Origin of the sequence: Bradyrhizobium ottawaense, assembly GCF_900099825.1 — a bacterium.
Lineage (GTDB): Bacteria > Pseudomonadota > Alphaproteobacteria > Rhizobiales > Xanthobacteraceae > Bradyrhizobium > Bradyrhizobium ottawaense_A.
The window spans coordinates 3,455,124-3,479,057 of sequence record NZ_LT629693.1 but is presented as its reverse complement, the minus strand read 5'-3'; the positions used below and the strand labels follow the sequence as shown (position 1 = coordinate 3,479,057).

19 protein-coding genes and 2 tRNA genes are annotated in these 23,934 nt (G+C 59.1%); 11 read left to right on the top strand and 10 right to left on the bottom strand.

From position 1 onward, the window contains the following. The first annotated feature begins 200 nt into the window (after nucleotides 1-200). The 3 genes from BLR13_RS16240 (at nucleotide 201) to BLR13_RS16230 (ending at nucleotide 4,133) form a co-directional block, all read left to right on the top strand. Entirely contained in the window at nucleotides 201-1,631 is a 1,431-nt protein-coding gene (locus BLR13_RS16240) for an MFS transporter (protein WP_074831452.1), read from the top strand. A 6-nt stretch (nucleotides 1,632-1,637) separates the two neighbouring features. Next, the gene (otsB, locus tag BLR13_RS16235; protein WP_074821969.1) at nucleotides 1,638-2,471 is read left to right on the top strand and encodes a trehalose-phosphatase; all 834 of its coding nucleotides are present in this window, start codon (nucleotides 1,638-1,640) and stop codon (nucleotides 2,469-2,471) included. A gap of 198 nt (nucleotides 2,472-2,669) precedes the next feature. Continuing rightward, nucleotides 2,670-4,133: a trehalose-6-phosphate synthase gene (locus tag BLR13_RS16230; protein WP_074821973.1), complete on the top strand. Its 1,464-nt coding sequence runs from the start codon at nucleotides 2,670-2,672 to the stop codon at nucleotides 4,131-4,133. Nucleotides 4,134-4,292: 159 nt separating this feature from the next. Here BLR13_RS16230 and BLR13_RS16225 read toward each other — a convergent pair whose 3' ends face one another. After that, entirely contained in the window at nucleotides 4,293-4,640 is a 348-nt protein-coding gene (locus tag BLR13_RS16225) for a hypothetical protein (RefSeq protein WP_074821978.1), read from the bottom strand. A gap of 206 nt (nucleotides 4,641-4,846) precedes the next feature. Between BLR13_RS16225 and BLR13_RS16220 the strand changes: the two genes are divergently transcribed. From BLR13_RS16220 to BLR13_RS16210, 3 genes are all read left to right on the top strand, one after another. Then, a tRNA-Ser gene (locus tag BLR13_RS16220) sits at nucleotides 4,847-4,936 on the top strand. Between the two features lie 164 nt (nucleotides 4,937-5,100). Then, nucleotides 5,101-6,324, top strand: a complete 1,224-nt coding sequence (locus BLR13_RS16215; RefSeq protein WP_074821981.1) for a tyrosine-type recombinase/integrase — start codon at nucleotides 5,101-5,103, stop codon at nucleotides 6,322-6,324. Nucleotides 6,325-6,503: 179 nt separating this feature from the next. Next, on the top strand, nucleotides 6,504-6,794 hold the full coding sequence (locus tag BLR13_RS16210; protein WP_244525190.1) for a helix-turn-helix domain-containing protein: 291 nt from the start codon (nucleotides 6,504-6,506) through the stop codon (nucleotides 6,792-6,794). 63 nt (nucleotides 6,795-6,857) lie between these two features. Here BLR13_RS16210 and BLR13_RS16205 read toward each other — a convergent pair whose 3' ends face one another. Beyond that, complete coding sequence (locus BLR13_RS16205) at nucleotides 6,858-7,073, bottom strand: helix-turn-helix transcriptional regulator (RefSeq protein WP_074821984.1); 216 nt, start codon at nucleotides 7,071-7,073, stop codon at nucleotides 6,858-6,860. Between the two features lie 129 nt (nucleotides 7,074-7,202). Then, nucleotides 7,203-10,163 carry a Ti-type conjugative transfer relaxase TraA gene (gene traA / locus BLR13_RS16200; RefSeq protein ID WP_074821987.1) on the bottom strand — a complete coding sequence of 987 codons (2,961 nt, stop codon included), beginning with the start codon at nucleotides 10,161-10,163 and terminating at the stop codon, nucleotides 7,203-7,205. A gap of 171 nt (nucleotides 10,164-10,334) precedes the next feature. Between traA and BLR13_RS16195 the strand changes: the two genes are divergently transcribed. Together BLR13_RS16195 and BLR13_RS16190 are read left to right on the top strand one after the other, a co-directional pair. Next, nucleotides 10,335-10,661: a conjugal transfer protein TraD gene (locus tag BLR13_RS16195; RefSeq protein WP_171944957.1), complete on the top strand. Its 327-nt coding sequence runs from the start codon at nucleotides 10,335-10,337 to the stop codon at nucleotides 10,659-10,661. A gap of 1 nt (nucleotide 10,662) precedes the next feature. Then, a complete protein-coding gene (locus tag BLR13_RS16190; protein ID WP_074821992.1) occupies nucleotides 10,663-10,908 on the top strand; it encodes a conjugal transfer protein TraD in 246 nt (81 codons plus the stop codon). Between the two features lie 286 nt (nucleotides 10,909-11,194). Here BLR13_RS16190 and BLR13_RS16185 read toward each other — a convergent pair whose 3' ends face one another. The 4 genes from BLR13_RS16185 to BLR13_RS16170 form a co-directional block, all read right to left on the bottom strand. Beyond that, on the bottom strand, nucleotides 11,195-15,193 hold the full coding sequence (locus tag BLR13_RS16185; protein ID WP_091976543.1) for a hypothetical protein: 3,999 nt from the start codon (nucleotides 15,191-15,193) through the stop codon (nucleotides 11,195-11,197). Then, the gene (locus BLR13_RS16180; protein ID WP_091976541.1) at nucleotides 15,190-16,731 is read right to left on the bottom strand and encodes a Fic family protein; all 1,542 of its coding nucleotides are present in this window, start codon (nucleotides 16,729-16,731) and stop codon (nucleotides 15,190-15,192) included. Before BLR13_RS16180 ends, BLR13_RS16185 begins: the two co-directional genes overlap by 4 nt. Nucleotides 16,732-16,933: 202 nt before the next feature. Next, entirely contained in the window at nucleotides 16,934-17,113 is a 180-nt protein-coding gene (locus tag BLR13_RS16175; RefSeq protein ID WP_074822005.1) for a hypothetical protein, read from the bottom strand. Beyond that, nucleotides 17,110-17,631 (bottom strand): hypothetical protein, encoded by a 522-nt coding sequence (locus BLR13_RS16170; RefSeq protein WP_074822009.1) that lies wholly within the window; start codon nucleotides 17,629-17,631, stop codon nucleotides 17,110-17,112. Before BLR13_RS16170 ends, BLR13_RS16175 begins: the two co-directional genes overlap by 4 nt. 639 nt (nucleotides 17,632-18,270) lie before the next feature. On the opposite strand from BLR13_RS16170, the gene BLR13_RS16165 reads away from it, so the two are divergent. The 3 genes from BLR13_RS16165 (at nucleotide 18,271) to BLR13_RS16160 (ending at nucleotide 19,725) form a co-directional block, all read left to right on the top strand. Then, the gene (locus BLR13_RS16165; RefSeq protein ID WP_074822014.1) at nucleotides 18,271-18,780 is read left to right on the top strand and encodes a helix-turn-helix domain-containing protein; all 510 of its coding nucleotides are present in this window, start codon (nucleotides 18,271-18,273) and stop codon (nucleotides 18,778-18,780) included. A 6-nt stretch (nucleotides 18,781-18,786) separates the two neighbouring features. Beyond that, nucleotides 18,787-18,894, top strand: a tRNA-OTHER gene (locus BLR13_RS40200). Between the two features lie 42 nt (nucleotides 18,895-18,936). Beyond that, complete coding sequence (locus BLR13_RS16160) at nucleotides 18,937-19,725, top strand: hypothetical protein (protein WP_143039720.1); 789 nt, start codon at nucleotides 18,937-18,939, stop codon at nucleotides 19,723-19,725. Between the two features lie 199 nt (nucleotides 19,726-19,924). Here BLR13_RS16160 and BLR13_RS16155 read toward each other — a convergent pair whose 3' ends face one another. Genes BLR13_RS16155 through BLR13_RS16145 form a run of 3 tightly spaced genes read right to left on the bottom strand, consistent with a single transcriptional unit; the run spans nucleotide 19,925 to nucleotide 23,569 of the window. Next, the gene (locus BLR13_RS16155) at nucleotides 19,925-21,862 is read right to left on the bottom strand and encodes a DUF3732 domain-containing protein (protein WP_074822020.1); all 1,938 of its coding nucleotides are present in this window, start codon (nucleotides 21,860-21,862) and stop codon (nucleotides 19,925-19,927) included. Beyond that, on the bottom strand, nucleotides 21,859-22,311 hold the full coding sequence (locus BLR13_RS16150) for a three component ABC system middle component (RefSeq protein ID WP_244525189.1): 453 nt from the start codon (nucleotides 22,309-22,311) through the stop codon (nucleotides 21,859-21,861). Before BLR13_RS16150 ends, BLR13_RS16155 begins: the two co-directional genes overlap by 4 nt. A 52-nt stretch (nucleotides 22,312-22,363) precedes the next feature. Next, the gene (locus tag BLR13_RS16145) at nucleotides 22,364-23,569 is read right to left on the bottom strand and encodes an ABC-three component system protein (protein ID WP_074822028.1); all 1,206 of its coding nucleotides are present in this window, start codon (nucleotides 23,567-23,569) and stop codon (nucleotides 22,364-22,366) included. Nucleotides 23,570-23,934 lie beyond the last annotated feature (365 nt).

Here is a 23,934-nt window from a genome sequence, read left to right as displayed (position 1 = left end):
TCGGTTCCCCTCCTGCACTGCGGGAACCCTGAAGCCGCGCGGGCGTTGTCTGAGGTGGCGGGCATCCGGTTTGCCGCAAATTTGGGCGAGGGAACCCTGGGAAACCGTTCCGGGGATTTTTTCGTTGGTCGGATCCAATGAATGTGCAGGTGACAGCGCACGGTTCGAAGGCGAACGACGATGCCGTCGCCTCCCTATCGGTGCAGCAGGATAATGATCGCATCATCGAGACCAGCATTCCGGCGCGGCTCGATAATCTGCGCTGGAGCGGGTTTCACACCCGCGTGGTGCTGGCGCTCGGGATCACCTGGATTCTGGACGGGCTCGAGGTCACGCTGGCGGGCTCGCTGGCCGGCGCGTTGAAGGAAAGCCCGGCGTTGCAATTTTCGAATTTCGACGTCGGCGTAGCCAACAGTGCTTACCTCGCCGGCGCCGTGCTCGGCGCACTGGGCTTCGGCTGGCTGACCGACCGGATCGGTCGCAAGAAGCTGTTCTTCATCACGCTGGCGCTCTATCTGATCGCGACGGCTGCTACCGCTCTGTCATGGAGCGTGGCGAGCTACGCGCTGTTCCGTTTTCTGACCGGTGCGGGCATCGGCGGCGAATACACCGCGATCAATTCCACGATCCAGGAACTGGTGCCGGCGCGTTATCGCGGCTGGACCGACCTCGTGATCAACGGCAGCTTCTGGATTGGCGCCGCGATGGGCGCGGTCAGCGCCATTGTCCTGCTCGATCCGGCCGTGATCGCTCCCGATCTCGGCTGGCGGCTGGCCTATCTCACCGGCGCCGGCCTCGGCCTGATCGTGTTCGTGATGCGGATGTGGATTCCGGAAAGCCCGCGCTGGCTGATGATCCACGGCCGTCCCGATGAGGCGCATGCGATCGTCGCGGAGATCGAGAAGTCGGCAACGGGAGATGTGCAACAGCAGACCCTGCCGAAGATCAAGATACGGATGCGCGATCACACGCCGCTGCGGGAAGTGGCACAGACCCTGTTCACGACCTACAGGACGCGTTCGATCGTCGGGCTGGTGTTGATGGGCGCGCAGGCGTTCTTCTACAACGCCATCTTCTTTACCTTCGCGCTGGTGCTGACCGACTTCTTCGGTATCCCGGCGAACCATGTCGGCTGGTACATCCTGCCGTTCGCGGCGGGCAATTTCCTGGGCCCGCTATTGCTCGGCCGGCTGTTCGACACGCTGGGCCGCCGCATGATGATCACGCTGACCTATGGGGTCTCGGGCTTGCTGCTCGCCGTGTCCGGCTATCTGTTTTCGATCGGCGCCCTGAGCGCGCAAACCCAGACCATCGCCTGGATGGTGATTTTCTTCTTTGCCTCGCCGGCGGCGAGTGCGGCCTATCTCACCGTCAGCGAAACGTTCCCGCTGGAAGTCAGAGCCCTCGCGATTGCGGTGTTCTATGCGATCGGTACCGGCATTGGCGGTGTCGCCGGCCCCGCTTTGTTCGGTGCGTTGATCGACACCGGATCGCGCAACTCTGTTTTCGCCGGCTATCTGTTCGGGTCGGCATTGATGGTCGTAGCCGCCATCGTCGCGTGGCGATACGCCATCGCGGCCGAGCGCAAATCGCTCGAATCCGTTGCACGGCCGCTTGCCTTTGTGGAGTAGAATGAGATGAATCAGGAACTTGCTGAAATGCCGATGGAAGACGATATCGCTGATCGGAACGAGGCTCCGGACTCCGTTCCGGTGCCGCGCTCACTGATCCCGCATTTGAGCGAATGTGCCGTGCTGCTCGACATCGACGGCACGCTGTTGGATCTGATGCCGACACCGCGCGAGGTCTGGGTGCCGCCGGGACTGGCGAAGACGCTACGCCGGCTGCTGGAGCGGACCGGCGGCGCGCTGGCGATGGTCAGCGGACGTTCGCTCAACGATATCGATCTGATCTTCGCGCCGGATCAATTTCCGGCGGTCGGCGGTCATGGCGCGGAGATGCGAATCCGCGGCGACAGCGAAGCCGTCCCTGGCCACGCGCCGCCGATGGACAAGGAATTGAAGCGGCGGCTCGCCGCCATCGCCAAGCTCAGCCCCGGAATATTGCTGGAAGACAAGGGCTATTCGCTGGCGCTGCATTACCGGCTCGCACCCCATGCGGAGAAGGCGATCTACGAGGCGGTGTCGCTGATCAGGGCCGATCTGCCGAACGCGCCGATCGAGGTGCTGCCCGGAAAATGCGTTTGCGAGATCAAGCATGCCGGATTCACCAAGGCGACCGGCGTGCGCGAGTTGATGATGCACGAGCCTTTCAAGGGGCGCCGTCCGTTCTTCATCGGCGACGACGTCACCGATGAATCGGTGTTCGCCATCATGCCGGATATGGACGGCCTCGCATTCTCGGTCGGCCGTCGCGCCAAGGGCGTGGCCGGACATTTCGATGCGCCTGATGATGTCAGGCAATTTCTGGCGCATCTGCTTGACGACGAAAGGGACGCAACGCTGCCATAAAAATTCGGGTGTCGCCGGATTTCGAACATCATTTTTGCGCGCTTCATCCGCGTTCTCACGGCGATTTTTATTTTTCGTGAGTTCCGGTGAGTTCCGTCCGCGCTAGCCCGAATTTGGTTTCAATTCGTTGAAACGGTGGTGAGGAACCATATTGATGAATGGATGTTAACTCACTAGCGAACCATCAGGAGGGGACCTGTGAACCTCGTTATCGTCTCAAATCGCGTAGCGCGCGCCAAGCCGAACGAACCCATCACCGGGGGACTGGCAGCGGCGCTATTGCCCGTCGTCGAGAAATCGGGCGCGATCTGGGTCGGTTCCAGCGGGCGGGTCCGTGACGGGAACCAGAAGGAACCTTTCGCCGAAATCGAGGCATTGGGGACGGGCGCGCTCGCGATGCTCGACCTGCCGGCCGCGCATTATGGCGGCTATTATGAAGGCTTCGCGAATTCGGCCTTGTGGCCGGCCTTGCACTCGCGCGCCGACCTGATCCGCGCTTCCGAGGAAGATTACGCCAGCTACCGCGAAGTGAACGCATTCATGGCGCGCGCGCTGCTGCGATTCCAGAATCCGGATTCGATGTTCTGGGTCCAGGATTATCACTTCCTGGCGCTGGCCGCGGAACTGCGTGATCTCGGCATCACGCAACCGATCGGGCTCTTCATGCACACGCCGTGGCCCGCGCGCGCGGTGATCGCCGGCGTGCCGCATCATCGTGCGTTGATCGAGGCGATGCTGGCCTACGATCTCGTCGGTTTTCAGACCGATGAGGATTGCGAGAACTTCCTGTCCTACGCGGAGGCGGATCTCGAGCTCGTCGTGCACAATGGGGTCGTGATCTCGCAGCACGGCCGGACCCGCGCCGAGGTGTTTCCGATCGGTATCGATCCGCAGAAGTTTGCCCAACTCGCCGCCAAGGCTGTGACCCATCCCGATGTCTCGCGGCTGCGGCGCAGCCTGAACGGCGAGGCGCTGGCGATCGGCGTCGACCGGCTGGATTATTCCAAGGGGCTGGTCAACCGCATCAAGGCGTTCGACCGGATGTGGACGTTGCAGCCGCAGCTCAAGCGCGCGGCATCGTTGCTGCAGATCGCAACGCCGTCGCGCGGCGCGATCGAGGCCTACGGCAACCTGCAGAGCGAACTTGCCAGGCTCGTCAGCGACGTCAACGGCATCCACGGCGAAGCCGACTGGACGCCGATCCGCTATCTCAACAAGGGTTTTGGCCAGGCGGTGCTGGCAGGTCTCTATCGTACCGCGCAGGTCGGCGTGGTGACGCCGCTGCAGGACGGCATGAACCTCGTTGCCAAGGAATATGTCGCCGCGCAAAATCCGGAGAATCCCGGCGTGCTGGTGCTGTCGAAATACGCCGGCGCCGCCAACGAGCTCGACGCCGCGCTGCTGGTCAATCCGCATGACATCGACAGCATGGCGCGCGCCATTGCGACCGCGCTGTCGATGCCGCTGCCCGAACGGCGGATGCGCTGGGAAGCGATGATGACGAGACTGCGCAACCACACCATTCAGCAGTGGTCTGCCGATTTCATCGACGCGCTGCAGGAAAGCCAAGTCGATGCAGGCCCTTTGGGACCGATCCCGGCTGAACCGCCGACCCCGTCGTGGCCGCTTCGTTCGGTCAATGGCGGCGTGCGGTATCATTAAAGGCTTGAAGCGCTCGCGGCAGTCTCCCCTCATCCTGAGGAGCGGCCACTTCGCCGCGTCTCGAAGGATAGGCCACGGGTCTCATGGTTCGCCCGGCGATGCGAAGCATCGTCCGGAGACGCGCTTCGCGCTCCTCACCATGAGGGACGTCAATCAACCTCAATAGCAATACGACACGCCATCGAGCACCGGGCAGCGCGCCCGGCGCGGGTCGCTGGGGTTTTCCATCGGCACCACCCCCTTGCCCCGGCCGCCGACGAACACGCCCTGGCCAACGATGACGGAGGGTTTGTTGCCGACGATCACGCTTGGATGCGGCGAGGCCAGGCTCGATCGCGTGCCGTCGGCCCAGATGATGGCGTCGCCCGCGAACATCCCGCGTCTGCCGTCGTCGCAACTCACATCGGTGCCCTGGCGGGTACAGGCCTGCGCCATCGCGGGGCCGGCGGCGCCCGCCGCCGAAGCCGCCATCAGGAGAGACAACAGGAATATCCGCGTGACGTTCATGCCGTCCTCCGCCCGCAAAACCCGCCGAGTTGCCGCTACGGTCGTCGGCATTAGCGGGATTTCGGTTCAAGGCGCCAGCACCGGCCATGGCAGCGACGAACCCCGCGCTAGAATTATCGAATAAATTCAATTGGTTGTGTAAATTTCGGCGCCGATAGCCACGCTCCCTTGCAAAATCAGTCCTGCCCCTTCAAGAGAGGGCCGCTGGAGAGATGGCCGAGTGGCTTAAGGCGCACGCTTGGAAAGCGTGTGTGCGGGAAACCGTACCGTGGGTTCGAATCCCACTCTCTCCGCCACTACACTGTTCTCCTTTGTATCCGATTGTTCGAATCTGCAGGTAAATCAACGATCAGCGCGACGAAGGCTGTTGCGGCTAGTTCCGCAATGTTACCCCTAGTTACCGCGCAAACCGTAGCTTTTGACCGTGGGTTCGGAGGACGGGTTTTGCGAGGGAGAACACATGCCCGGCAAGCTCAAACCGCTCGAAGTCGAACGCGAAGCTCGGCCGGGCAAATACCCTGACGGCGACGGTCTCTACCTCGTCGTCGCAAGCCCTACGTCGAAGAACTGGAGCTACCGGTACTGGAAGGACGGCAAGCAGCGGTGGCTCGGCCTAGGCTCGCTCAAGGACGTGTCGCTAAAGGATGCGCGTTTAGCTCGCGATGCTGCGCGTCTCCGCGTCAAAGGCAATCGCGCCACACCCGGCGTTGATATCGTGCAGGAGAAGCGAGCGGCGCGCGAGGAAGCGAAAGCCGACGAGATCAAGGTCGCTCTGCCTGCCTTCGAGCAATGCGCCGAAATCTACATCCGCGAGCGCTGGTCCACCTGGAGCAACAAGCACCGCAATCAATGGCCGTCGTCGCTCAAACGGTACGCCTACCCGACGATCGGAAAACTCACGATCCCGGAGATCAAGCCCAGCCACATCTACGAATTGCTGCGGCCGATCTGGGTTGAGAAGCGCGAGACGGCAAATCGTGTCCGCGGACGGATCGAAACGATCATCGCAAAGAACGTCAATGTTGACGACGCCGATTTTCGAAATCCCGCCGAGCTCACCAAACAGCTCCGCGAGAAACTTCCAAGGCGCCCGAAACGCGTCGTGCGGCATCATCCAGCGTTACCCTACGCCGAAGCATCGCAGTTCATGACTGACTTGTCCGCAGCAGGAGGCACCGCAGCTTCGATGCTCCGCTTTCTGATTTTGACGGCCTGCCGGACCAACGAAGTGGTGGACGCCCGCTGGTCCGAGATTGATCGGGCCTCATCGACCTGGAAGATCCCTGGCGAACGCATGAAGATGCACCAGGACCATGTCGTGCCGCTTTCCGATCCTGCGCTCGCAATCTTGGACAAGATGCACAATGGCACCCAGGGCGAGCTGATCTTCCCGAACCCCGATGACGGAATGTTTTCGGAGAATGCAATGCTCGCCGTGCTGGATCGCCTCGGCTACAGTCACGTCACGGTCCATGGATTCCGCTCGACCTTCGCAACCTGGGCCGAAGAATGTACGGAGTATCCCGATGGCGTCCGCGAGGCAGCGCTGGCGCACAAGTACAAATCAGAGACCACGGCAGCCTACCAGCGCGGGCAAAAGCTCGAAAAGCGACGCATCCTCATGAAAGATTGGGCGCTATTCCTCGCAGGATCAAATCTCATCCGCCTCGACAAAGCGGGCTAATCTATCTTCCACGACTCAGCCTTCGCCCAAGACTGATCCACAGGGCTTCTGGTTCTGCCCCATGCCACACCAAAAAGAAATCGAGGCTGTGGACCGAAAAGAGCGCGAAGTAGCACGACCGGCCATCCGAAAAATGCGCAGCGTCCCATGAATGCTTTGCTCCGAAAAATCAGTCTGGCATGCTCAGAAACATCCGGGGACAACAGGATGCTTATATGTCTCGCGCCGCGTCTATCGCGTTTGAAGCCCCACTCGTAGCGTCACCGAATCAGACGATGAGGGCGATCCAAGTCTCGCGCAAAAAGCTGTACGAACTTATCAACACAGGAGAACTGGAAAGCTATACTGAAGGCAAATCGCGACGCATCACAGTCAAATCAATCAACGACTACATCGAGCGCCGACTGGCAGCAGAAGCGGTTCGGCGCGGCCGCGTTGCATCTTATGGAGATGATCAATCACGTCTGTAAGCGAGATTCCCGGTTGGCGGCCCAGCCGGCCGGGGTGGCGATCAAAAAGGTAATATACCTGCCTCATCTGCCCTCATCGCACTGACGTTTCGGACGCCAGGATACCGGATCGGCGATCCAGCGGTTGATGTCGGATTCATGCCACCCAGTCCCGTTGGTGCTGATTTTGAGCTGGGCCGGGAACGTGCCCTCGGCAATCTTGCGGTAGATGGTGGATCGGGACAGCCCGGTCCGGGAAAGGACAGTTTTCAGACGGATGATACGGTCTGGTTCGCGCATGGCCGCGCGGCCTCCTGCTGGCTGTTTCTGACGACTGCTGAGACCAGACAGGGCAGGCATTAAAGGGTCCGCAAGAGGGTTTTACCCGCCACCGTACCTTGGCGAAGAGTCGGCGGTAAATCGGATGGGTCAAATTCCGATTCCGCGTCCCCGTCCGAGGTCGAGACCGTGGCTGAAGGCGAGTTCGAGGCCGAGCCGACGGCCTGACTCGAACGCGATGCCGAGTTCATGCTTGCGGTTGGCGAGGATGGATTCCAGTTGCGGATCGCGTTCGAGGCTTTTCGCCATGTCGCCCATCGCCGAGCGCGTCGCTTTGTAGCTGGACATGTCGCTCGCTTGATATTGACGTTGGCTGGTGTGGTCGAGCTTCTGCCAGCGCTCCACGAAGCGGTCGGCGCGGCGGCCCGGATCGGTGCGCAACTCGGTTTCGAGCTGGAGAGCGCGGATAGCGCGGGCGGGGTTGCCTGAAGCGGCTTCCAGGGCGAGTTCCGGGTTCTTCTTGTAGGCGGCTTCGGCGTCGTGCGAGCCATGGGGCCGCACTCCCTCGAAGACCTTGCGGGCCTCGTGCAATTCTTTCACCTGCGCCGGGCTAGCCTTGCCGCCCCGCTCCTGGATATCGAAGATGGCATCGACCGCTCGGGCATGGCGGAGCAGCGCCTTGGTGCGGGCCTTACGCAGCACCGCTTCCGGGTCTTCCGCCGCCTTCCTTTCCGGCGCTTCCCGTTCCGGCCTCCGCGCGTCGTCCGGGCTAGGCACCGCGTCGGCAGACGGCCGCAGGCCGTCAAACATATTGCGCACTTTCTCCGGCACAACCTTGCGCACGATCTCGGCAACGCGCTCGCCGAAGGTGATGCCGCGCCGCTCGGCATAGTTTTGGGCCGGATCGTGCTGTTCGTAGTCCGAGGCCATGTCCTTGGACCGGTCACGCGACAGGGTTCGGGTGAGCCGGTCCGGATTGGCAAAATCGTCGCGGCCATAATGCAGGTCCACGCCGTCGCGGTGCCGCGACAGGCCGACATAGCTGCTATGGGCATCCATGCCCGGCGTCGCCAGCACATGGGTGTGGTCCACCGTCATACCCTGCGCCTTGTGGATGGTTGCTGCATAGCCATGGTCGATGCGATTGTAATCCTTGAGGTCGAAGCGCACAGATCGGCCATCGTCGGTCTGAACGTTCATGGACCGCGCGCTCACCTGTTCGATGGTTCCGAGTGTGCCGTTCTTCACGCCAAGGCCACGCTCGTTTTGCAGGAACATGACGCGATCCGCGCTGGCAAAGCCGCGGTCGCCGCGCTCGACCGTCACACGCACCTCATTGCCCAGATCACCGGCGGCACGCATCCGGTTGCGCGCAGCCTCGTTGAGGGTGCGCACCTCGTCATTGGTATGGGTGAGGATAATCCGGCTCCGATCCGGTGATGCCTGCCGCTCGCGGTCCCAGCGGTCAATCAGATCACCGCGCGCCTGCTCGCGCGTTTGCGCCTCATGCACCATGCCGTGGGAGCGGTAGGCCTCCAGCACCTTGCCGGTTTTGCCATTGGCGAGATCACGGGTGGCCTCCCGATGCCAGTCCTGGCGCTGGCGGCGCACCTCGCCGATTTCTGCACCGCCATGGCGCTCATGGATCGAGCGGAAGGCCGCGCCCGCCTCGATGGATTGCAGTTGCTGCGGATCGCCGACCAGCACGACTTTGGCGCCGGCATCGGCAGCATGGGACAGTACGCGTTCCAACTGGCGCGTGCCGACCATGCCCGCCTCGTCGATGACAAGCACATCGCGGGTCGTGAGCAGGTCGCGGCCCTGCTGCCAGCCATGTTCCATGCTGGCGATGGTGTGTGACGTAATGCCCGATCCGCTTTCGAGGTTTTCCGCCGCAATGCCGGACAGCGCCACACCCCGGACCTCGTAGCCCGCCGCTTCCCAGACCTCCCGCGCCACGCCCAGCATGGCGCTTTTTCCCGTTCCGGCATGGCCGACCACGATTCCAAGATCACGCCCGTCCGTGACATGCGCCAGCGCATCGGCCTGCTCGCCGGAAAGGGCGAGGCCGCGTGCTTCCGCACGCGCCAAAGCCGCTTCGCGATCCGTGTCACGCACCTCATGGCGCTCCCGTTCCGCCATGAGTTCGGCGGCGCGGTGCAGGCGCTGTTCGGCCTCGATCATGGCGCGGGTGGTGAAGCGATCTTCGCCGCGAGCGTCCTTGCCGAGTTCGACCAGATCGGGCGCATTGCGCACCGCGCCCATGACTTCATTGAACTGCTCGATGCCGTCGCTGTGGCGGTGTGCGAAGACAGCCATATCGCGTCGCGTGAAGGTCGATTGCTGCTGCGTGATCCCGTCCAGCCCAATAGAAGGATCGGCGATGATTCGCGCGCCATTGCCACGCGCGATCTCGCGGTGCATCGCCGCGCGGTCGGCCTCGATCCCTTCGCCTTCGATGCGTTGCGCAGGTGCGCCGATCTGGCTTTGCGCCTCCAGCGCGATGCCTTGCGCTTCCAGGCTGCGATGGTCGATACGCGCGTCGATGTCGAGTTCCGCAAGCCGTTCGTTGGCAAGCTCGGCCCAGCGTTCGCGCCAACGCTCCACCATCTCGGTGCGGTTCCAGTTCCGGACCTTGGGACCAAAGCCGTTCTCGTCCCCATTCACGGTGACTTGGCGCATGGTGAGCATGACGTGGGCATGGGGTTTAGCCAGGCCGTCGTCGCCGATGTCCCAATGCACATTGAGATCGGCGATCATGCCCAAACTTACAAACTCTGCCTGCGCGACGTCGCGGGCCAGTTCGATGCCTTGAGCCTGCGTCAGTTCGCGCGGAATGGCGAATTCCACTTCGCGGGCAAGCTGTGCGTCCTTCCTAACCTCGAAGGCTTCGACATCGTTCCAAAGTCGTTCCCGGTCGCTCCACGCCTCCGGCGCATTCTCAGGCAGCAGCACCTCGGAATGGACGACGCCGTGCTTGCCGGAAAAATCGTGGCTGCGACCAAGCCGCTCGTCGCGCAGCCGCGAGCCCGAGCGGTAGGCGGCTGACGCCACCGCGCTGGAGCCAGACTTGCGGCCAATGACTTTGATGTGAAGATGATAGATCGCCATCGCGATCGGATCAGTGGCACAGCGAAGCGCACGTCGGAACGACGTATAAGCGCGCCCTCCCTCCAAAAAATCTCGGGAGGGATTACACCGTCTCAAACCGTCCCGGCGACCTTGCAGCATTGTGCCCAGGGATCAACTATCATCCCCTCGTCAACAATGCTGGAGAACGTGATGCGTAAGCCGCGGGACTTTGATGTCGAACTGAAGGCACTTGGGGACAAGGCGCGCAACCTCAAGAGCCGTAAGGTGCAGCAACTTGGTGAACTGGTCATCGCGACCGGGGCTGACACGCTCAGCGCCGACGAACTGGCGGGCGCGTTGATTGTGCTGGCTGAGACAAAGGAAACTGGAAAGAGGGAGGCGTGGGCCAAGCGCGGGGTTGCGTTCTTTCAGGGCCGGACGCGGCGAACTGCACCGGCAGCTGAGCGCCACACTAGCGGCGCTCGGCCGCAACCGGGCGGCACGCAACCGTCAACAGGCAGCAAGGGCACGACATGATATGCGCGCATGGCAAGTTGCGCGCCGCAAGCGCACGCGGCACCTGATCGAACTGGGCGGCCTCGTCGTCAAGGCTCGCGTCGTGGAGCTAACCGGCGATGATCGCGCCATCATCCTCGGCGCGCTAATCTGGATCGCCGAGAAACTCAAAGGCGATCAGCGCGAACAGGCCCGCGCGCTCTGGACCGCAAAGGGAAAGCAGGCGTTCGACATGGACCCGGCAACGCACATACGCACAGATCGCTGATGCGCGACAATGGCACGTTAGCCGCTGCCTACCTCAGTCTTCAGTTCTTCCTGCTTTTTGCACCAAAAGGGCAGTGCAACACCTTTTCGAGATGGCAGTATCTGACCGATTGGACACTTTCAGCGTTCAAGCCAGAATATTGCATGTCCTTGCCAGCCAAAACTCAGGAGCACTTGCCTTGGCTTTTTGATCCACCTATGGCTTGGGCCCAAGTGCTGCCTCACTCGGCCGAAGATGCTGTCTTGCGTTTCACGATTTCGTTTTCAGTGACGGGCTGGTGCCGCAATCATTTATCCTTAGCATTTTCAAAGAATACAGATAGCCCGGTTTTCACCGTCTCGGTCGTTCGAACATCGCCGAGCCCGTTCAAGTCTTCTGCCGAGAGTTTTCCAGTCCCTTCCAGCGTCTGAGAAAGTGCATCCGCAGTCTTCGTCGGCAAGAGCTTCATGATTTGCTCCGCAAGTGAACCTTCTCGGCCTGCAGCGGCTATCGCCAAAGGAATCAACAACGCACGACGTTCCTGCTTCGCAGCCAGCTCCTTGGCTGCAGAGATGACTCGTGAAGTGTCGGCGCAGGCTCCGACCACGAGCGTCAATGGAAAGGCAACTGGCGCAGTCCTTAAAAGAAGCTGATCGTCCGTAATTTCGGCAGCAAGTGCTGCATCGACGAATTGGCGTTCCTGAAACAATGCCTCTGCCGCTAACCTGTGATGTGGCGGGTTTCCGGTCTTCAATGCGTATCTTAAAACTCTTTTCCGCGCCTCGTCGGAACCGTTGCGGACGAGCGCCCGGGTCAGAGCCAGTTTCACATCATGGTCAGCGGTCTGTTGAAACAATTTTCCGATAACAGAGATATATTTGTCATTGATTTGTGGAGGGTTCCACAAAAGCACCGCAGCACCTTGAGCGATCGGATAGTCCGCGACTTCCTCATGGTAGCGTTGCTCGGCACTCCACGTGTCCGAAGCTAACTGCAAGATCGCGTCCATATTGTCAGGATGAGGACGTTCTTTGAGCAGGCGAAGCACTGTCTCACGAACCCGGTGTCCCTTGTCATTTGCCAGGGAACGAAGCTCCGGGGTAAGCGGACCGCCTGATCTTCCTGCAAGGACTACGAGAGCTTCTTGGCGCACGTCCGCAAATCGGTGGCCGAGGCTTGCTTCGACAACAGACCACAATCCGCAGCGGGCAGCGATAGAGACCGCATTGGTCGCAACCTGAATATGTACGTCACTATTATCAGGCGATCCCAATATGTCTTCCAACAAATTCGAAACGTCAAAAGCCGCTCTGCTAAGAATCTCGGCCTGAACCAACTTAAGTTCAGTATTCCCTTCCGCATCCACATTCTGAAAAAAGGTCAGCGCGTCGCGGCTTAACCCTTCGAATTGTGATGAGAACACCGCATTCATTGCCTCTGCCAGAGCGGCAGGCAACGCCTCAAGAATTTGGACGCGCATTTGACCGTAAGCGCTCTGGTTCTCTTTGGCGTCAGCTGCATTTGCAGCAGCCAAATCCAGCGCCAGTTCAAACATCCTCCTCACGTCTTTCGCTGATTCCAGAAGACGGATGGCCGGAATTATTTCAGAAGGCGCATCGCGAATGGCAGTCATCAGAGCTTGAACCCTGATTTCCCGATTCGGGTCACCCGGCACTATCCGATTTCTGAGTTTAGGCAGGAGTTCAATAGGTAACGATCCGCGCAAGGTTTCCCAGAGCGTGCGCTCTTCTGACTCGCCTTCGACGGCACTGGCGATAGCGAGCCATTCATCAGTGGTGGCATTCTTCGCTTTTTCGGCGACTCTTATCCACGTCCAGAGCAAACCCTTAGCATGGGCATGATCCCGAATAGCCTGCCAGCCGTCGTTTGCCCGTCTCTCAGAGACGTACCATTCAAGCAATTCGCCAGCGGTTTGTCCGTCCTCAGAAGCGCTCTCGTAATAGTGCTCTGCTGCGGCGTCATCGTATTCGCCGTTTGCAACAGCTAGCAGGAAACCGTCATCGGGGTTCGCTGACAGCTCTCGCTGGTACGAAATCGCCGCTGATACGATCATTTCGAACCGGTTCAAGTCGACAATGGCACCTGCGGCAATCAGATCAGCATTCGGATTATATCCATCTTTGACAATCGAAAACGCCGCATCGGCGAAAGCTGGCTCTAAACCATCTGACAGTCCCGCGATGCTCGTGGCGAAGTCATTGGGGTAGAATCGATGGCCATGAGGAAGCTCACGCGTGATGAACGCGATGCAGATATCTTTAGTCCGGGAATCGGCCCGAATTCTTTGGAACCACTCGGGAATCCTGGCCGGAACGACCCAGTTCTCGAAAAACCACCTTTCCTTATCTTTTGGCCGACTTAGAAGCCATCTCGCAATCTCTGCCGGAATGCAATTGGGAGACCCCACGGAAGCTGCAAGTGTCAGATCATCTTTAAAGTCTTGTCCCGCGCCTGATATTCGATCATCGATCCACCGGTCGAGGTGAGATTGCGTTTCGGTGGAGAGATCAAGTTGAACAACGGAGCGTTCGCGCACGGCCTGAACAAGATTAGCGGCACCTTCCGTCCCCCAATCGGTGCCCGTTCTTCTGTCCAGGTCGATCAGGACGTCAATCAGGTAGGCTAGAACTCGGGAAGAGAGGCCGGGCTTTTCTTTGAGAGCCTCTTCAAGGCCGAGTTCAACCCGTGGATGTTGATAGCTCAACGTCGCTTCTGACTGTCTCAGGTTTCTACCGGCGATCAGGAAGTTGACGTAGGGCTCTAAGCCGTCTTCCAAATCGCTTTGTCGTTTTGTCAATCCTGCCTGGATGGAGGGCAGAATGTTGAAGGTCAGACGTGATCGCGCCTTAAACAGTCCCCACACGATTGCCGCCCAGGCCCATGCTCCGCGCTGGCGGACATTATTGATGAGGGCGGTTTCTATGGAAGTTTGATGAGCGTCGGACAAGCAGCGTCTGACGTACTCTGCTTCATTCTCGTTGCTTTCGAAGCCGTCTGCCAGAACTGAAAAATACCGATGCATTTCCAGCGGTGTGGTAAGCCGTTCAACCGCTTCCTGCCGATAGCGGAGAACGATCGGCTGCAATCGCGGCGAAAGGCCCGGCAAACGGTTCTCGAACAATGCTGTCCGTTCTTTCGGGCCGTAATTTTCTTCTTCAAGGGTTATAAGCCACTTGCCCTTCAATGATCGTGGATTGCTCTCGTGCAACACGTCCGATCTACTCGTAATCACGAATTTCCTGTCGGGAGCGGCGGACCGCAGTATCTCACTGATAGCATCATTCCAAGGAATCGACGCGGGCTCCAGGCGAAAACGGCCCCACGGGTCTTCGATTTCGTAAACCACGGGGCGAAAATCCTTGTCGCCGTGAACTTTCTCCGGACCGCCCTGAAGAAATACGTGTCTGATGCCCGGTATCTTGTCGCGCAAATCGGCGACAAGCGCTTTGGCCGCTCTTGTTTTCCCTGTGCCCGAAGCCCCAGTGACGACGACTGCGTGCCTCGTTTCAATCGCAGTCTTCAATTCATCCCAGTTTGTCGGCGGGACGAATCCTTCAAGAGCGTCCGATTCTCCTACATAGCCGCCGGAAATGGTGATATTTCGTTCAATATCGTCGCGCGCCCATACTCCGTGCGCCGCGCCACGCATGCGCAAGAGCGCTTCTTTGCGTAAGACGCCTCTGCAGCTTTGCAGATTTGCATGCGGCACGCGAAAGCGTTGAGTCAGTAAACGCTCGGTGCGCGAGTTGACCTTCTCTTGGTCCATCGCGCTGAGTACGGCAAGTCGCCCCCCCGCATCGGCGGGCAAAGTTTTTCCTATTTCGATGGGTAAATCGCTAGGCAGCGGCCACTCGCCGATGAGTTCAACTCGCAATTGACGGGCGACGCCATCAAGGTCCGCACTAGTTACCAATAGATAACGGATTTTGGGATCAGTCAGCCGTTCCCGCGCAGGCTTGCGTTTTTTCCCATGGGCAAGAAGGCGAATTAAATCTTCATATTTCCATGGACCGGTGCTTCGGAGCTTGCACTGAAGGACCAGGCGGTAATTATCAAGAGTTATCGTTTCAGACAGAGCACCTGGTTCATTGTCAATGTCAGCTTCGAGGTCTTCGTCAGTCGCTGGCTCAAGGACAATCTCATGAGCGACTTTCTTAGCAAGAACGAGATCGAGAGCTGTAAGTATGGAGACATCAAGTTGATAAAAATAGCCTTCCAGCGACGCTCCGCCGCTGGAAGGAGAGAATGCATTTTGGTCTTGCGAAGACGGTGTAAGTTCACTCATGCCGACTCGGCATCGCCAAATGAACTGCTATATAATTCCTCTATCTTTGAAACCTCGTCCGGCGTCAGTTCTGCAAACTCATTCTCCAGTGCGCGTTTGGATAAACGCCCTCCGTTCTGGCGAAGGAAACCGAACAGGTTGTTTAGCGTGCGTTCCGGCATATCGATCATGCTTTCAATTCCTGCGCGGAACTGATCGAAGTTCTTCAGAAAATTTGTCTCGTTCGGAAGATCCTCATCAATTGTCTTGCGTACGCAGGCGTATAGAAATTCCGCGTGCGGGGTCGCGTCGAAGAAGCGGTAGAAATCGCCGGTATCGTTCAGAACGTTGACGTTGCCCTGTTCGGTCGGCTCCCACTGGACGAGCGGCAGAAGTCTGCTCGAATAGCTTTCGAGGACGCTGCGGTATTCATCAATCCTGTCGAGGATCGCAGCGGATACCGGAAAATGCACGCCGGGTGGATTGAAACCGCGCCGTGCGAGAACGTGGTGCATGAGATAGCGGTGAATACGACCATTGCCGTCCTCGAACGGATGGATATAGACAAACCCGAATGCGAGCGCCGCCGCTGCGATCACCGGATCGAGCTCGTTTTCTGCGGTGTGATCGAACGCAATGAGGCCCTTAACCAGTGAAGCAAGGTCCTTGGGACGCGCGCTGATATGGTCAGGAATAGGACGTCGGGTTTCGCGGTCGTGTTCGCCGACAAACCCGCCTTCGCTGCGAAGGCCCAGCTTCACAAAACGCTCATCGCCGATAACGATGCGCTGTAGGCGCAGCAGTTCAGCTTCGTCTAGGGGAACGCGCCCCGCCTCGCCGATAGCGCGCCCCCAGCGCTGGATGCGGTCCTGCGGAGGTCTTTCACCTTCAATTACGTAACTCGACTTGGAATCCTTCAGGAGAAGAAATGCCGCGGTCCGCGCGAGCAGGTCCTTTGGCACTTCGCTTACAACGGCGCGCGCGCGCTCCTTCAGGTCTTGCCCGATAAACTCATCCAGCGCCGCCGTCTTGAAGACGAGCGGGCAGAACTCAGGGGTACCCGGCAGATTGTTGCGAACACGGTGCCGCGCCGAACTTTCTCCGGTCCCTGCGAACTGAAGCTCGGTATCGACTACGTCAACTGAAGTGACCCTGTCCGCATCAGGCAGATTGAGTTTTTTACCGAGGAGCCATTCGTAGAGGAACCAGATGCGGCGGGTGTAAACGCCGGTTGGCTTAAGGCGTACGAGGTCCGCGATTTCGCTTGCTTTCACGGCCATGAACAGCCGCTTCAATACGGCAAGGTCCAATCCTTCGTATTTCAGGGCGAAGGTAAGGTGTCCTTCGAGAGTGGCTTCGGGTGCGTGGCGCGGCGTGTAGATGCGCCAGCCGTCACCCTCGATAATGCGGTGGCGCGTACCGATGGCAGAAAGGTTTCTGGGAACCGGAACCGGGAGGTCGTAGGCGTGGATAAGCGCTGCATGTCCCGCGGGGGTCGCCGTCTCGGGCAGCCGCCTTTCGTGAAAAACATTCACAGGCCCTGAAAAGTCGTGTGCCACGTTGTGAATCCCTGAAAAACCTTGTCTGGCTGTGAATTTCCTTCACAAATTGGCCGAATCCCGAAAAACCATCTTACTCTACGAAAAAGCTTCACACAACGATAATCTCGCGAAAAATCTTCACACAATCAAAGGTGGCTTAGGGGCTCATTTTTAGGAGCATTTGCCGCCCGGATCGCATGGGGGCATCTTTTGAACGAAATTACTGCCATTGAGACGGTAGCGGATGCATCGACTGATCGAGACCCTGCTCAAAGGCGGGGCCTTTCAGGGCCACTGCCGGACCGGCACCGCCGCCGCCGCCGACGTCGGCGCCGATGATGCCGAACATGCTGATGCCGAACATGCCGGCGCCGACCATGTCGACGATGCCGATCATCATCGGTTATCCCGCGTAAAGCGATATCCCTTTGGCCGCTTCGGCGCCGTTTGACCGGTGGGTTTCTGTTGCCGGCCCTTCCAGCCTTTCGCCTGCTTCAGGTCCACTCCATGCAAGCTATCCGCTGGCAAGGTGATATCGAGCTTGTTGACCTCGATCCGGTCCTGCAGCGTTTCCGCCTTCTGCCCGCGAGCGGTCTTCATCTCCTGCACCTGCCGCCGCACGGTGTTCTCAAGGGACCGAATCTCCCACACGTCCAGCCGCCCGAGCGCCGCATACCGGCGGCCAAGCGTGAAGCGCTCCCGCTCGTGACGGCGGTCCAGCGCGTCGCGCTCGATGCGGTGGCGTTCGACAGGATTGAGCTTGGGGTTGCGCCGCAGGGGCGCGATCACGGACCGAAGCCCAGGCACCCGATCGAGCAGCGCATGAATCGCGCCCGCCGCTCGGGCGAATGGCTTCGCCGCTTCCGATTTATGCGCCGCATGCAGCGCCATGCGCTCCGCAGCATGTTCGGTCGCCATCTCCTGCGCGCGCGCATCCCGCTTTTGCCGCCTGGCGGGTAGCTAACTGCGCCGACAGCTCGGACTTGCGCTTTGTCACGCGCTGCTTCACCCGCGCATTGAATGCGGCCTCGCGGCGGCCAACCGCCGCCTTAGCCTCGTCGACGCTTCCAAGTTTGCCATCGAACGATGCGAGTTTCTTTTTAAGCCCGCGCGTCCTCACGCCATCGATCTGCCGGGTAAGGCTGTGCCTTGCCGGCCCGGTAGAACGCGCACCAAGGGAGGGAGGGCAGCGCCCTCCCTGACGCCCTTTTGAGCTGAAGTAAGTCAGCCGCAGGCTGTCGCTCTGATCTTGCGCGGATCGTAACCGCGAAGAAGGCTCGGGGCCTATGCCTAGAGCCCGGTCCGAAGGACGCACCGCGCTATTCGCAAATTTCTACACGCGGGCCCCAGGCAATGTACTGCCGGGGGCCCGTACTACTCGTTAGTTAGCATGGTTTAGGTGCTAAATGGGATGCGTACTTCTTCGGCGGTCATCCACGCCTCCGGGCCCCGGCAATTCTCTGCCGGAGTGCCCAGCAGGAATTTGCCGGGGGGCGAACCTTGTACCCTCGATATTCAGGGCGTATCTCGCAGGTTGACCGAGGAGGATTACACCCGATGACCGATCAGACTCAGGACCCGCCAACAGCCCAGATAATCCCGCTGAACAGCGCGAAAGCTCAGCGGAGCTCGGAGCGCAAGTGGGGCAAGAAAGTCATGGACCTTGGCTTTTGCATTGTGCCCTCGCTGCTGCTGCGCGGGCAGCAGCGCCTTGGCCTCAACGCCACCCAGCTCGCGCTTCTGATGCACCTTGCCGATTACTGGTGGGATCTTGAGCGCAAGCCCTATCCCACCAAAAAGACCCTCGGCGAGCGGCTGAACCTTAAGCCCCGTCGCGTGCAGCAGATCATTGCCGAACTCGAACAGGCAGACTTTGTCAAACGCGAGAAGCGAGCGAGCCATCGTGGCCAGCTCAGCAACTTTTATGACCTTTCGGGTCTGGTCGCGAAGCTGCGGGCTCTTGAGCCGGATTTCCGTAAGGCAGAGGAAGCCGCGCGGGAAGGCCGCCGTCAGGCGGCCCGCCCGCGCACTAGATTGCGTCAGGCCGCTCAGGGCTCTTCGGCTTAGGTTTACGCGGTGTAGCTCAGCTGGATAGAGCGCCCTGCTGTCGGCATACAATGGATGTGGCAATCTGATTGTATGGGCGGGGAGGTCGCAGGTTCAAGTCCTGCCACTGCGCCAGCCTCGTATTTCTTGCCCGCAATGCTCGCGAATGGGGGGACGATGGAAATTCAGGCAGAGGAGGCGTTTGAGTTTCTGATTCAGCACCTCGCGAAAATTCCGGTAAATATTTCGCGGCCCGCTTTGGTGGCCACGAGATATGCTCATCTTTATCTTCCGCAGGTGGTTGAGGCCTTTTGGCGAACGAGAACTCCCAACGTCGGTACGGTTGATCTCACCGACACACAGTTCACGGTCTTCTACGATGCCGCGTGGGAGCTTGCCCGCATTGGAGTTCTCCGTCCTGGACGTGTCGCCCCACGCAATCAAGAGATGGCCAACGATTTCGGGGACCTCTGGTCCATCACGGCGTTTGGCTTCAGATGGCTGGGAAAGGGTTCCGCACGTCCTTTCATTGATATGAGCCGGATGTCGGAAGTATTGGCTGGTTTCGTACCGCTGTTCGGCGCGGGGTTCGGGCAACGCGCGGTAGAGGCAGTCGGTACCTATCGGACCGCGAATTACCTGGCGTCATGTTCTATGGCCGGTGCGGCGGCTGAATCCATACTCCTCGCCGCGGCGATCGCCAAAAGCGGCGACGAGGCGAAAATGCTAAAGATGTATGAGGCTGCCCCTGGGCGCACCCGCGTGACCGGGTACGTGACCGGGCAGGCAACAGATTCCGTAAAGCGCCAGTTCGAGGCGGCGCTCCATATCCTTCACTATTGGCGCGACGACGCCTCACACGGTCAGCAAACAACCATCACGGAAGTCGAGGCGCACTCGGCTCTGAGCGAGCTATTGCGGCTCGCTCAGTTCGCTTCGGATCGCTGGAGCGCGCTGACAGCTTGAACTTCGTCGCCACCAACGCGCGTCCTTGCCCCCAATCTTTTGATCGCCGGGAGCTGAGGTTTGAGCCACCTAGGAGCCGAAGCTCTCTTCAGAAAGGCCGGTATTCCGCGAAGAGGATTTCGCTCTGGCGCGGCCTGAAATCAGGCCGCGCTAAGCTTCCGGGCTGCGGTCGTTCTCAATCGGACGCTTGGCATCGGCACTATTTGAGCCATGTCTGTGGGACAAATGTGATGCCGTCCCTCCAACGCTGGACAATCGAATCGTGGAACCAGGAGTCAAGCAACTCGACGTGGTCGGAAACGATGATTTGTGTCCGTGAACTACCGTCTGTTGAATAATTCCAGAGAAGCTCAAATAGGCGATGAACTGCTGCCTGATCTTCATCGGCTAGCCCGTCGATCTTCCCATTCTGATCCCGCTCGGGCGGGTAGTGGGCTTGGGATGGCTGGTCGAGCATCAGGAATGCCGGCACGGGACGTTTTCGGAGAAGGAACAATTTGTGAAGGCTAAGGTGCGCCGCGACATGGTAGCCAACCCAGTTTTCACCGCTCCCCATCTGACTGAGCGAAAGCGGACCATCGACCGTGTCGGCAACTACAGTAAGGTTCTTTAAGTCGAGCCTAAGTGGATTGTCGCCATGCTCAAGACCAAGCTGGCGGGCATAGGTAGTGAGGTCCCTGTTGACGAGACTGAGGGCTGTATCGAGCCTGCCTTGCAAGAAATCATCGTCGAGCGCCTGCTCCAACTCCGCAATCTCGGCGCGGAGCCGTTCTATCGCCTGCGGAAGGCGGCTGTCACCCGCTATGGCTTTAACATTTTCCAGGTAGTAAGCGACGCGGCCAGAAACACGGGCCTGCTCTGTAAAATCCTCCTGTTGAATTCGAAGCCGTTCATTGTCCTGAATGCGCGTGGCGAGGTCCCGCTGGACCGCCCTGAGTTGCTCTTCGATCTCTGTGCGCCGAGCTTCAAGCGACGCAAGACGGTTCTGAAGGCGCGGAGAGTCGCGACGTACCGAGGCAAGTTGAGCCTCGATTCCGAAAAGCGACTGTCTTATTTCAAGAACGGATGGAACTGGTACAGTTAGATGACTTTCGCAGAGCGGGCAAATATCCGCGTGATCATCTGGCTCTTTGATGAGGCCGATTGACGCGAGCCTAGCTTCCTGTTCCTTGGCTTCTGTCTCAAAGTCCGATGCGTCGCGATTAAGTTTTTCTACTTCTGCGATTTCTTCCCGGATTTCCTGCAGGCCGCTTCTGAGCCGTTTCCGTCGATCTTCAAGCTCTCCGAGGTCGGCCTCCGGGTCATCGGTGGATGTCATGTCGATCGGGCGAGGAGCAGAAGCTTGCCGTAGCAGCTCCATTACACTGTCTACGTCCAAAGCCACTGCATTGGGCGGCACCAGCCGCACGCGGCGAGCTTCCTGCAGAAGCGCCTGTGCGCTGGTCGACACTTCTCGCGTGATGGCGCTCGCATCAGCATATTCGCGCTCAAGCTTGCGGAGTCGCGACCGGGCCTCGTTAAACCGCTTCAGCGCGAGAAAGTGGTTCTCGTCGATTGCTCCAAGGAAATATGGCAGGGAGTCTTTGATGGCCGCAGGCATGAACTGCTCACCCTGCCTATGAAAAAGCAACCGCCGGTTCGCGATTTCGTCCTGGCCTTGCAGGCAGAACATAATTGCGTGGCGTGACGACGCTTCTAACGGCGACCTGGTTGAACCTTGCTCCGGCACATGCAGGTTCTCAGAAATTCCCAGGATCGCTGACAACTGCGTTTTGAGTCCGTCCAAGGTGATATTCTTGCGAAAGCCAGCCACGGCGGCTGGCAGTTCCTCCACACCGCGGGCAAAGAATATATCATCGCTGGCTCGTCCTGCCGGACCGGGATTGCGGCGCGCTAGGAGTATGCCTTCGCCACTATTATCGAGGTGAAGCAGGAACCAGGAAACGCTCTTGCGAATTTCACCTTCGGCAACGGTGCACTCTGCACGTCCCCAGCAATAATCGACAATATCCAAGAGAGCCGATTTGCCAGTTTTCGAAGCACCGGTGACGATGTTCAGACTTCCCAAACGGAATTCGACGTCGCGCCGTTCGCCTTCGTGCGAATAGATTGAAATTGACCGCAATTGAAGACTCATGGCGATACTCCAAGACCTTTCATGATGGACGTAGCATTCGCCTCGCTGGCGAACCACCTGCCTAGCAGGGCGGCGGCACTTCGCGCTTCCGCTACATCGTCGGTAACCTGTGACGGCCGCGCAGCACGGCCGATAGGCCTTGCGCCCGGAGACAGGCCGCTGGCATCAAGGCGGATTACCTTATGCTGGACGAGAAAGAGGAGCGCCTCGCGCGTTACCGGTACAAGGCGTAGAACGCGATCTGGGAATTCTGCCATAGTTGAACTATGATCAGCTACCCAGCCCGCAAATGCCGCCGAAGCATTGCCGGGAAGCTGCTCTCTCGTCTGCTTGTGAAGCGCAATAGGCAAGACAGCAAATGAAAGCGCAAAACTAAAAGACTGTTGGCGGGTTCTGAAATACTCTGAAACGGCGCGGGAAATTAGCTCGCCGCAAAATGCCGGATTCAAGTTCCGCGCTTCCTCGGAGGGCCGGTCTGACCACCTTAAATCCCAACTCGTCTTATTTGACATCAGGCCCCTCGTCTTTTTTCGTTAAGAGGGTCGTGTAGTCGCGATGCCATCCGAGCCGAAGATCATTAGCCAGGATATGATATGAGCCGACGTTGAGGAACTTCGCGGATATTGTCCGGAAAGGGAATCGGGCATCCGCCTCAACCCAGTGGTACAATTCTTGACCGGCTTGGCGGACCGTTGCGTCTTCTGATGCTGCTCCATTTAGATTGTCGCACATGACGGCAAAGCGCGGCTGCCACTCTTCGACCAAGGTTTTTTCGAAACGAACCACTTCACCATCGAAAAGCAGGTTCTGGCGCGTCCATTGGGACCGCTGCGTGAAGGCGCGGTAATAATCCCGTTTTGCGTACTGTATCCGGTTGTTTCCGACACCAACCGTACGAAGCTGTCGGACAAAAAGCATTTCGTTGAGTGCCTCAAGTTCGGAATCAGGCGGGTCGAAATGCTCCATGTCGGCTGGTAGTGCGTCACGTTTCATTGCTTCGCGGATATCATCTAGCTTCGCTTCAAGCTCAAGAATCGAAATCACACCACCGCCTTCCTGCAGGGCCTTGCAGATACGCGGCCACCACCAGCCCTCAAGCAGTTCCCTCGCTATCGCCGTTTTGCCCCGTGGTGCAATTAGCTTCAGACGATCCTCAATAGCAGCCTCCAGTTCGGTGAGGACAGGAGCGTGGTCCAGAATTTCTATGGAACTGAGCAGCAGCGTGCGCATCTCGGGAGCAAGTTTCTGGAACGCAACGAACGCTTCCTTCAACGTTTGATTCGCTGACTTTTGCGCGGCGGCAATGAGCAACGCCTCAGCTTTATCGACGTCGCGCTCGCCGTTTGGGCGAAGGTAGGAAGCCGCTGACGAAGGAGGTGCCTGACCGGTCGTTATCAGGACAAGGCGGGTGCGTCCGGGCATAGACGGAGTAGCTTTTGACGCTTCGGACCAAACTCTCAGAGTTTTCCAAAGGTCAACGCTGATGTCCGTAAGATCGCCGACCTTATTAATGTGATGTTTGGTCTGGAGCAGCTCCAGCGGCTGCCCATTTTTCTCGAACGAAACGTCATCGAAGCGCTCGATGGCAACATCGACGTTCTCATCGCCGTAGGCGAGACGCAAACTTTCAAACAGCGCGAGACGAGCCTGATAGTAATATCCGGCTGCTGAACTCGCGGCGGTAAAAGCTTGCTGCTTCGTAGTCACACGTCTGCCGGCCCCTTCTAACCCATTATTCTAATGCAACGAATGCGTGCATGCCTTTAGGCATCGGTCAAGAGAAGAGTAACGGGACGGGCAAGTTATGCAGAAAAGACCGCAGGAAACGGATCTGGCGGCGATGATTCGCAGGAAATGAAGGGTTTTGATTGCTGAAGCATGGCCCCGATCTAAGCGGGTATCGACGAGCCCTCGCTTTCGAGCCAACACCATCGTCAACTTCGCGGCATAAGCCAGCCGCGAGAAGAACGCCCGGCGGGCGAGTGCAACTATGGCGAGTCGATCAGCGCCTTCAACGGGACCTGACGATTTCCTTCAGTGCCGTCAGCTGGACGTCGGTTACGGCTGGGCTT

Bases quoted from the DNA above. Each gene is read 5' to 3' on its own strand.
- otsB (WP_074821969.1), top strand. From the start codon at position 1,638: ATGAATCAGGAACTTGCTGAAATGCCGATGGAAGACGATATCGCTGAT.
- BLR13_RS16225 (WP_074821978.1), bottom strand. From the start codon at position 4,640: ATGAACGTCACGCGGATATTCCTGTTGTCTCTCCTGATGGCGGCTTCG.
- BLR13_RS16215 (WP_074821981.1), top strand. From the start codon at position 5,101: ATGCCCGGCAAGCTCAAACCGCTCGAAGTCGAACGCGAAGCTCGGCCG.
- BLR13_RS16210 (WP_244525190.1), top strand. From the start codon at position 6,504: ATGCTCAGAAACATCCGGGGACAACAGGATGCTTATATGTCTCGCGCC.
- BLR13_RS16205 (WP_074821984.1), bottom strand. From the start codon at position 7,073: ATGCGCGAACCAGACCGTATCATCCGTCTGAAAACTGTCCTTTCCCGG.
- traA (WP_074821987.1), bottom strand. From the start codon at position 10,163: ATGGCGATCTATCATCTTCACATCAAAGTCATTGGCCGCAAGTCTGGC.
- BLR13_RS16195 (WP_171944957.1), top strand. From the start codon at position 10,335: ATGCGTAAGCCGCGGGACTTTGATGTCGAACTGAAGGCACTTGGGGAC.
- BLR13_RS16190 (WP_074821992.1), top strand. From the start codon at position 10,663: ATGCGCGCATGGCAAGTTGCGCGCCGCAAGCGCACGCGGCACCTGATC.
- BLR13_RS16185 (WP_091976543.1), bottom strand. From the start codon at position 15,193: ATGAGTGAACTTACACCGTCTTCGCAAGACCAAAATGCATTCTCTCCT.
- BLR13_RS16175 (WP_074822005.1), bottom strand. From the start codon at position 17,113: ATGATGATCGGCATCGTCGACATGGTCGGCGCCGGCATGTTCGGCATC.
- BLR13_RS16170 (WP_074822009.1), bottom strand. From the start codon at position 17,631: ATGGCGACCGAACATGCTGCGGAGCGCATGGCGCTGCATGCGGCGCAT.
- BLR13_RS16165 (WP_074822014.1), top strand. From the start codon at position 18,271: ATGACCGATCAGACTCAGGACCCGCCAACAGCCCAGATAATCCCGCTG.
- BLR13_RS16160 (WP_143039720.1), top strand. From the start codon at position 18,937: ATGGAAATTCAGGCAGAGGAGGCGTTTGAGTTTCTGATTCAGCACCTC.
- BLR13_RS16155 (WP_074822020.1), bottom strand. From the start codon at position 21,862: ATGAGTCTTCAATTGCGGTCAATTTCAATCTATTCGCACGAAGGCGAA.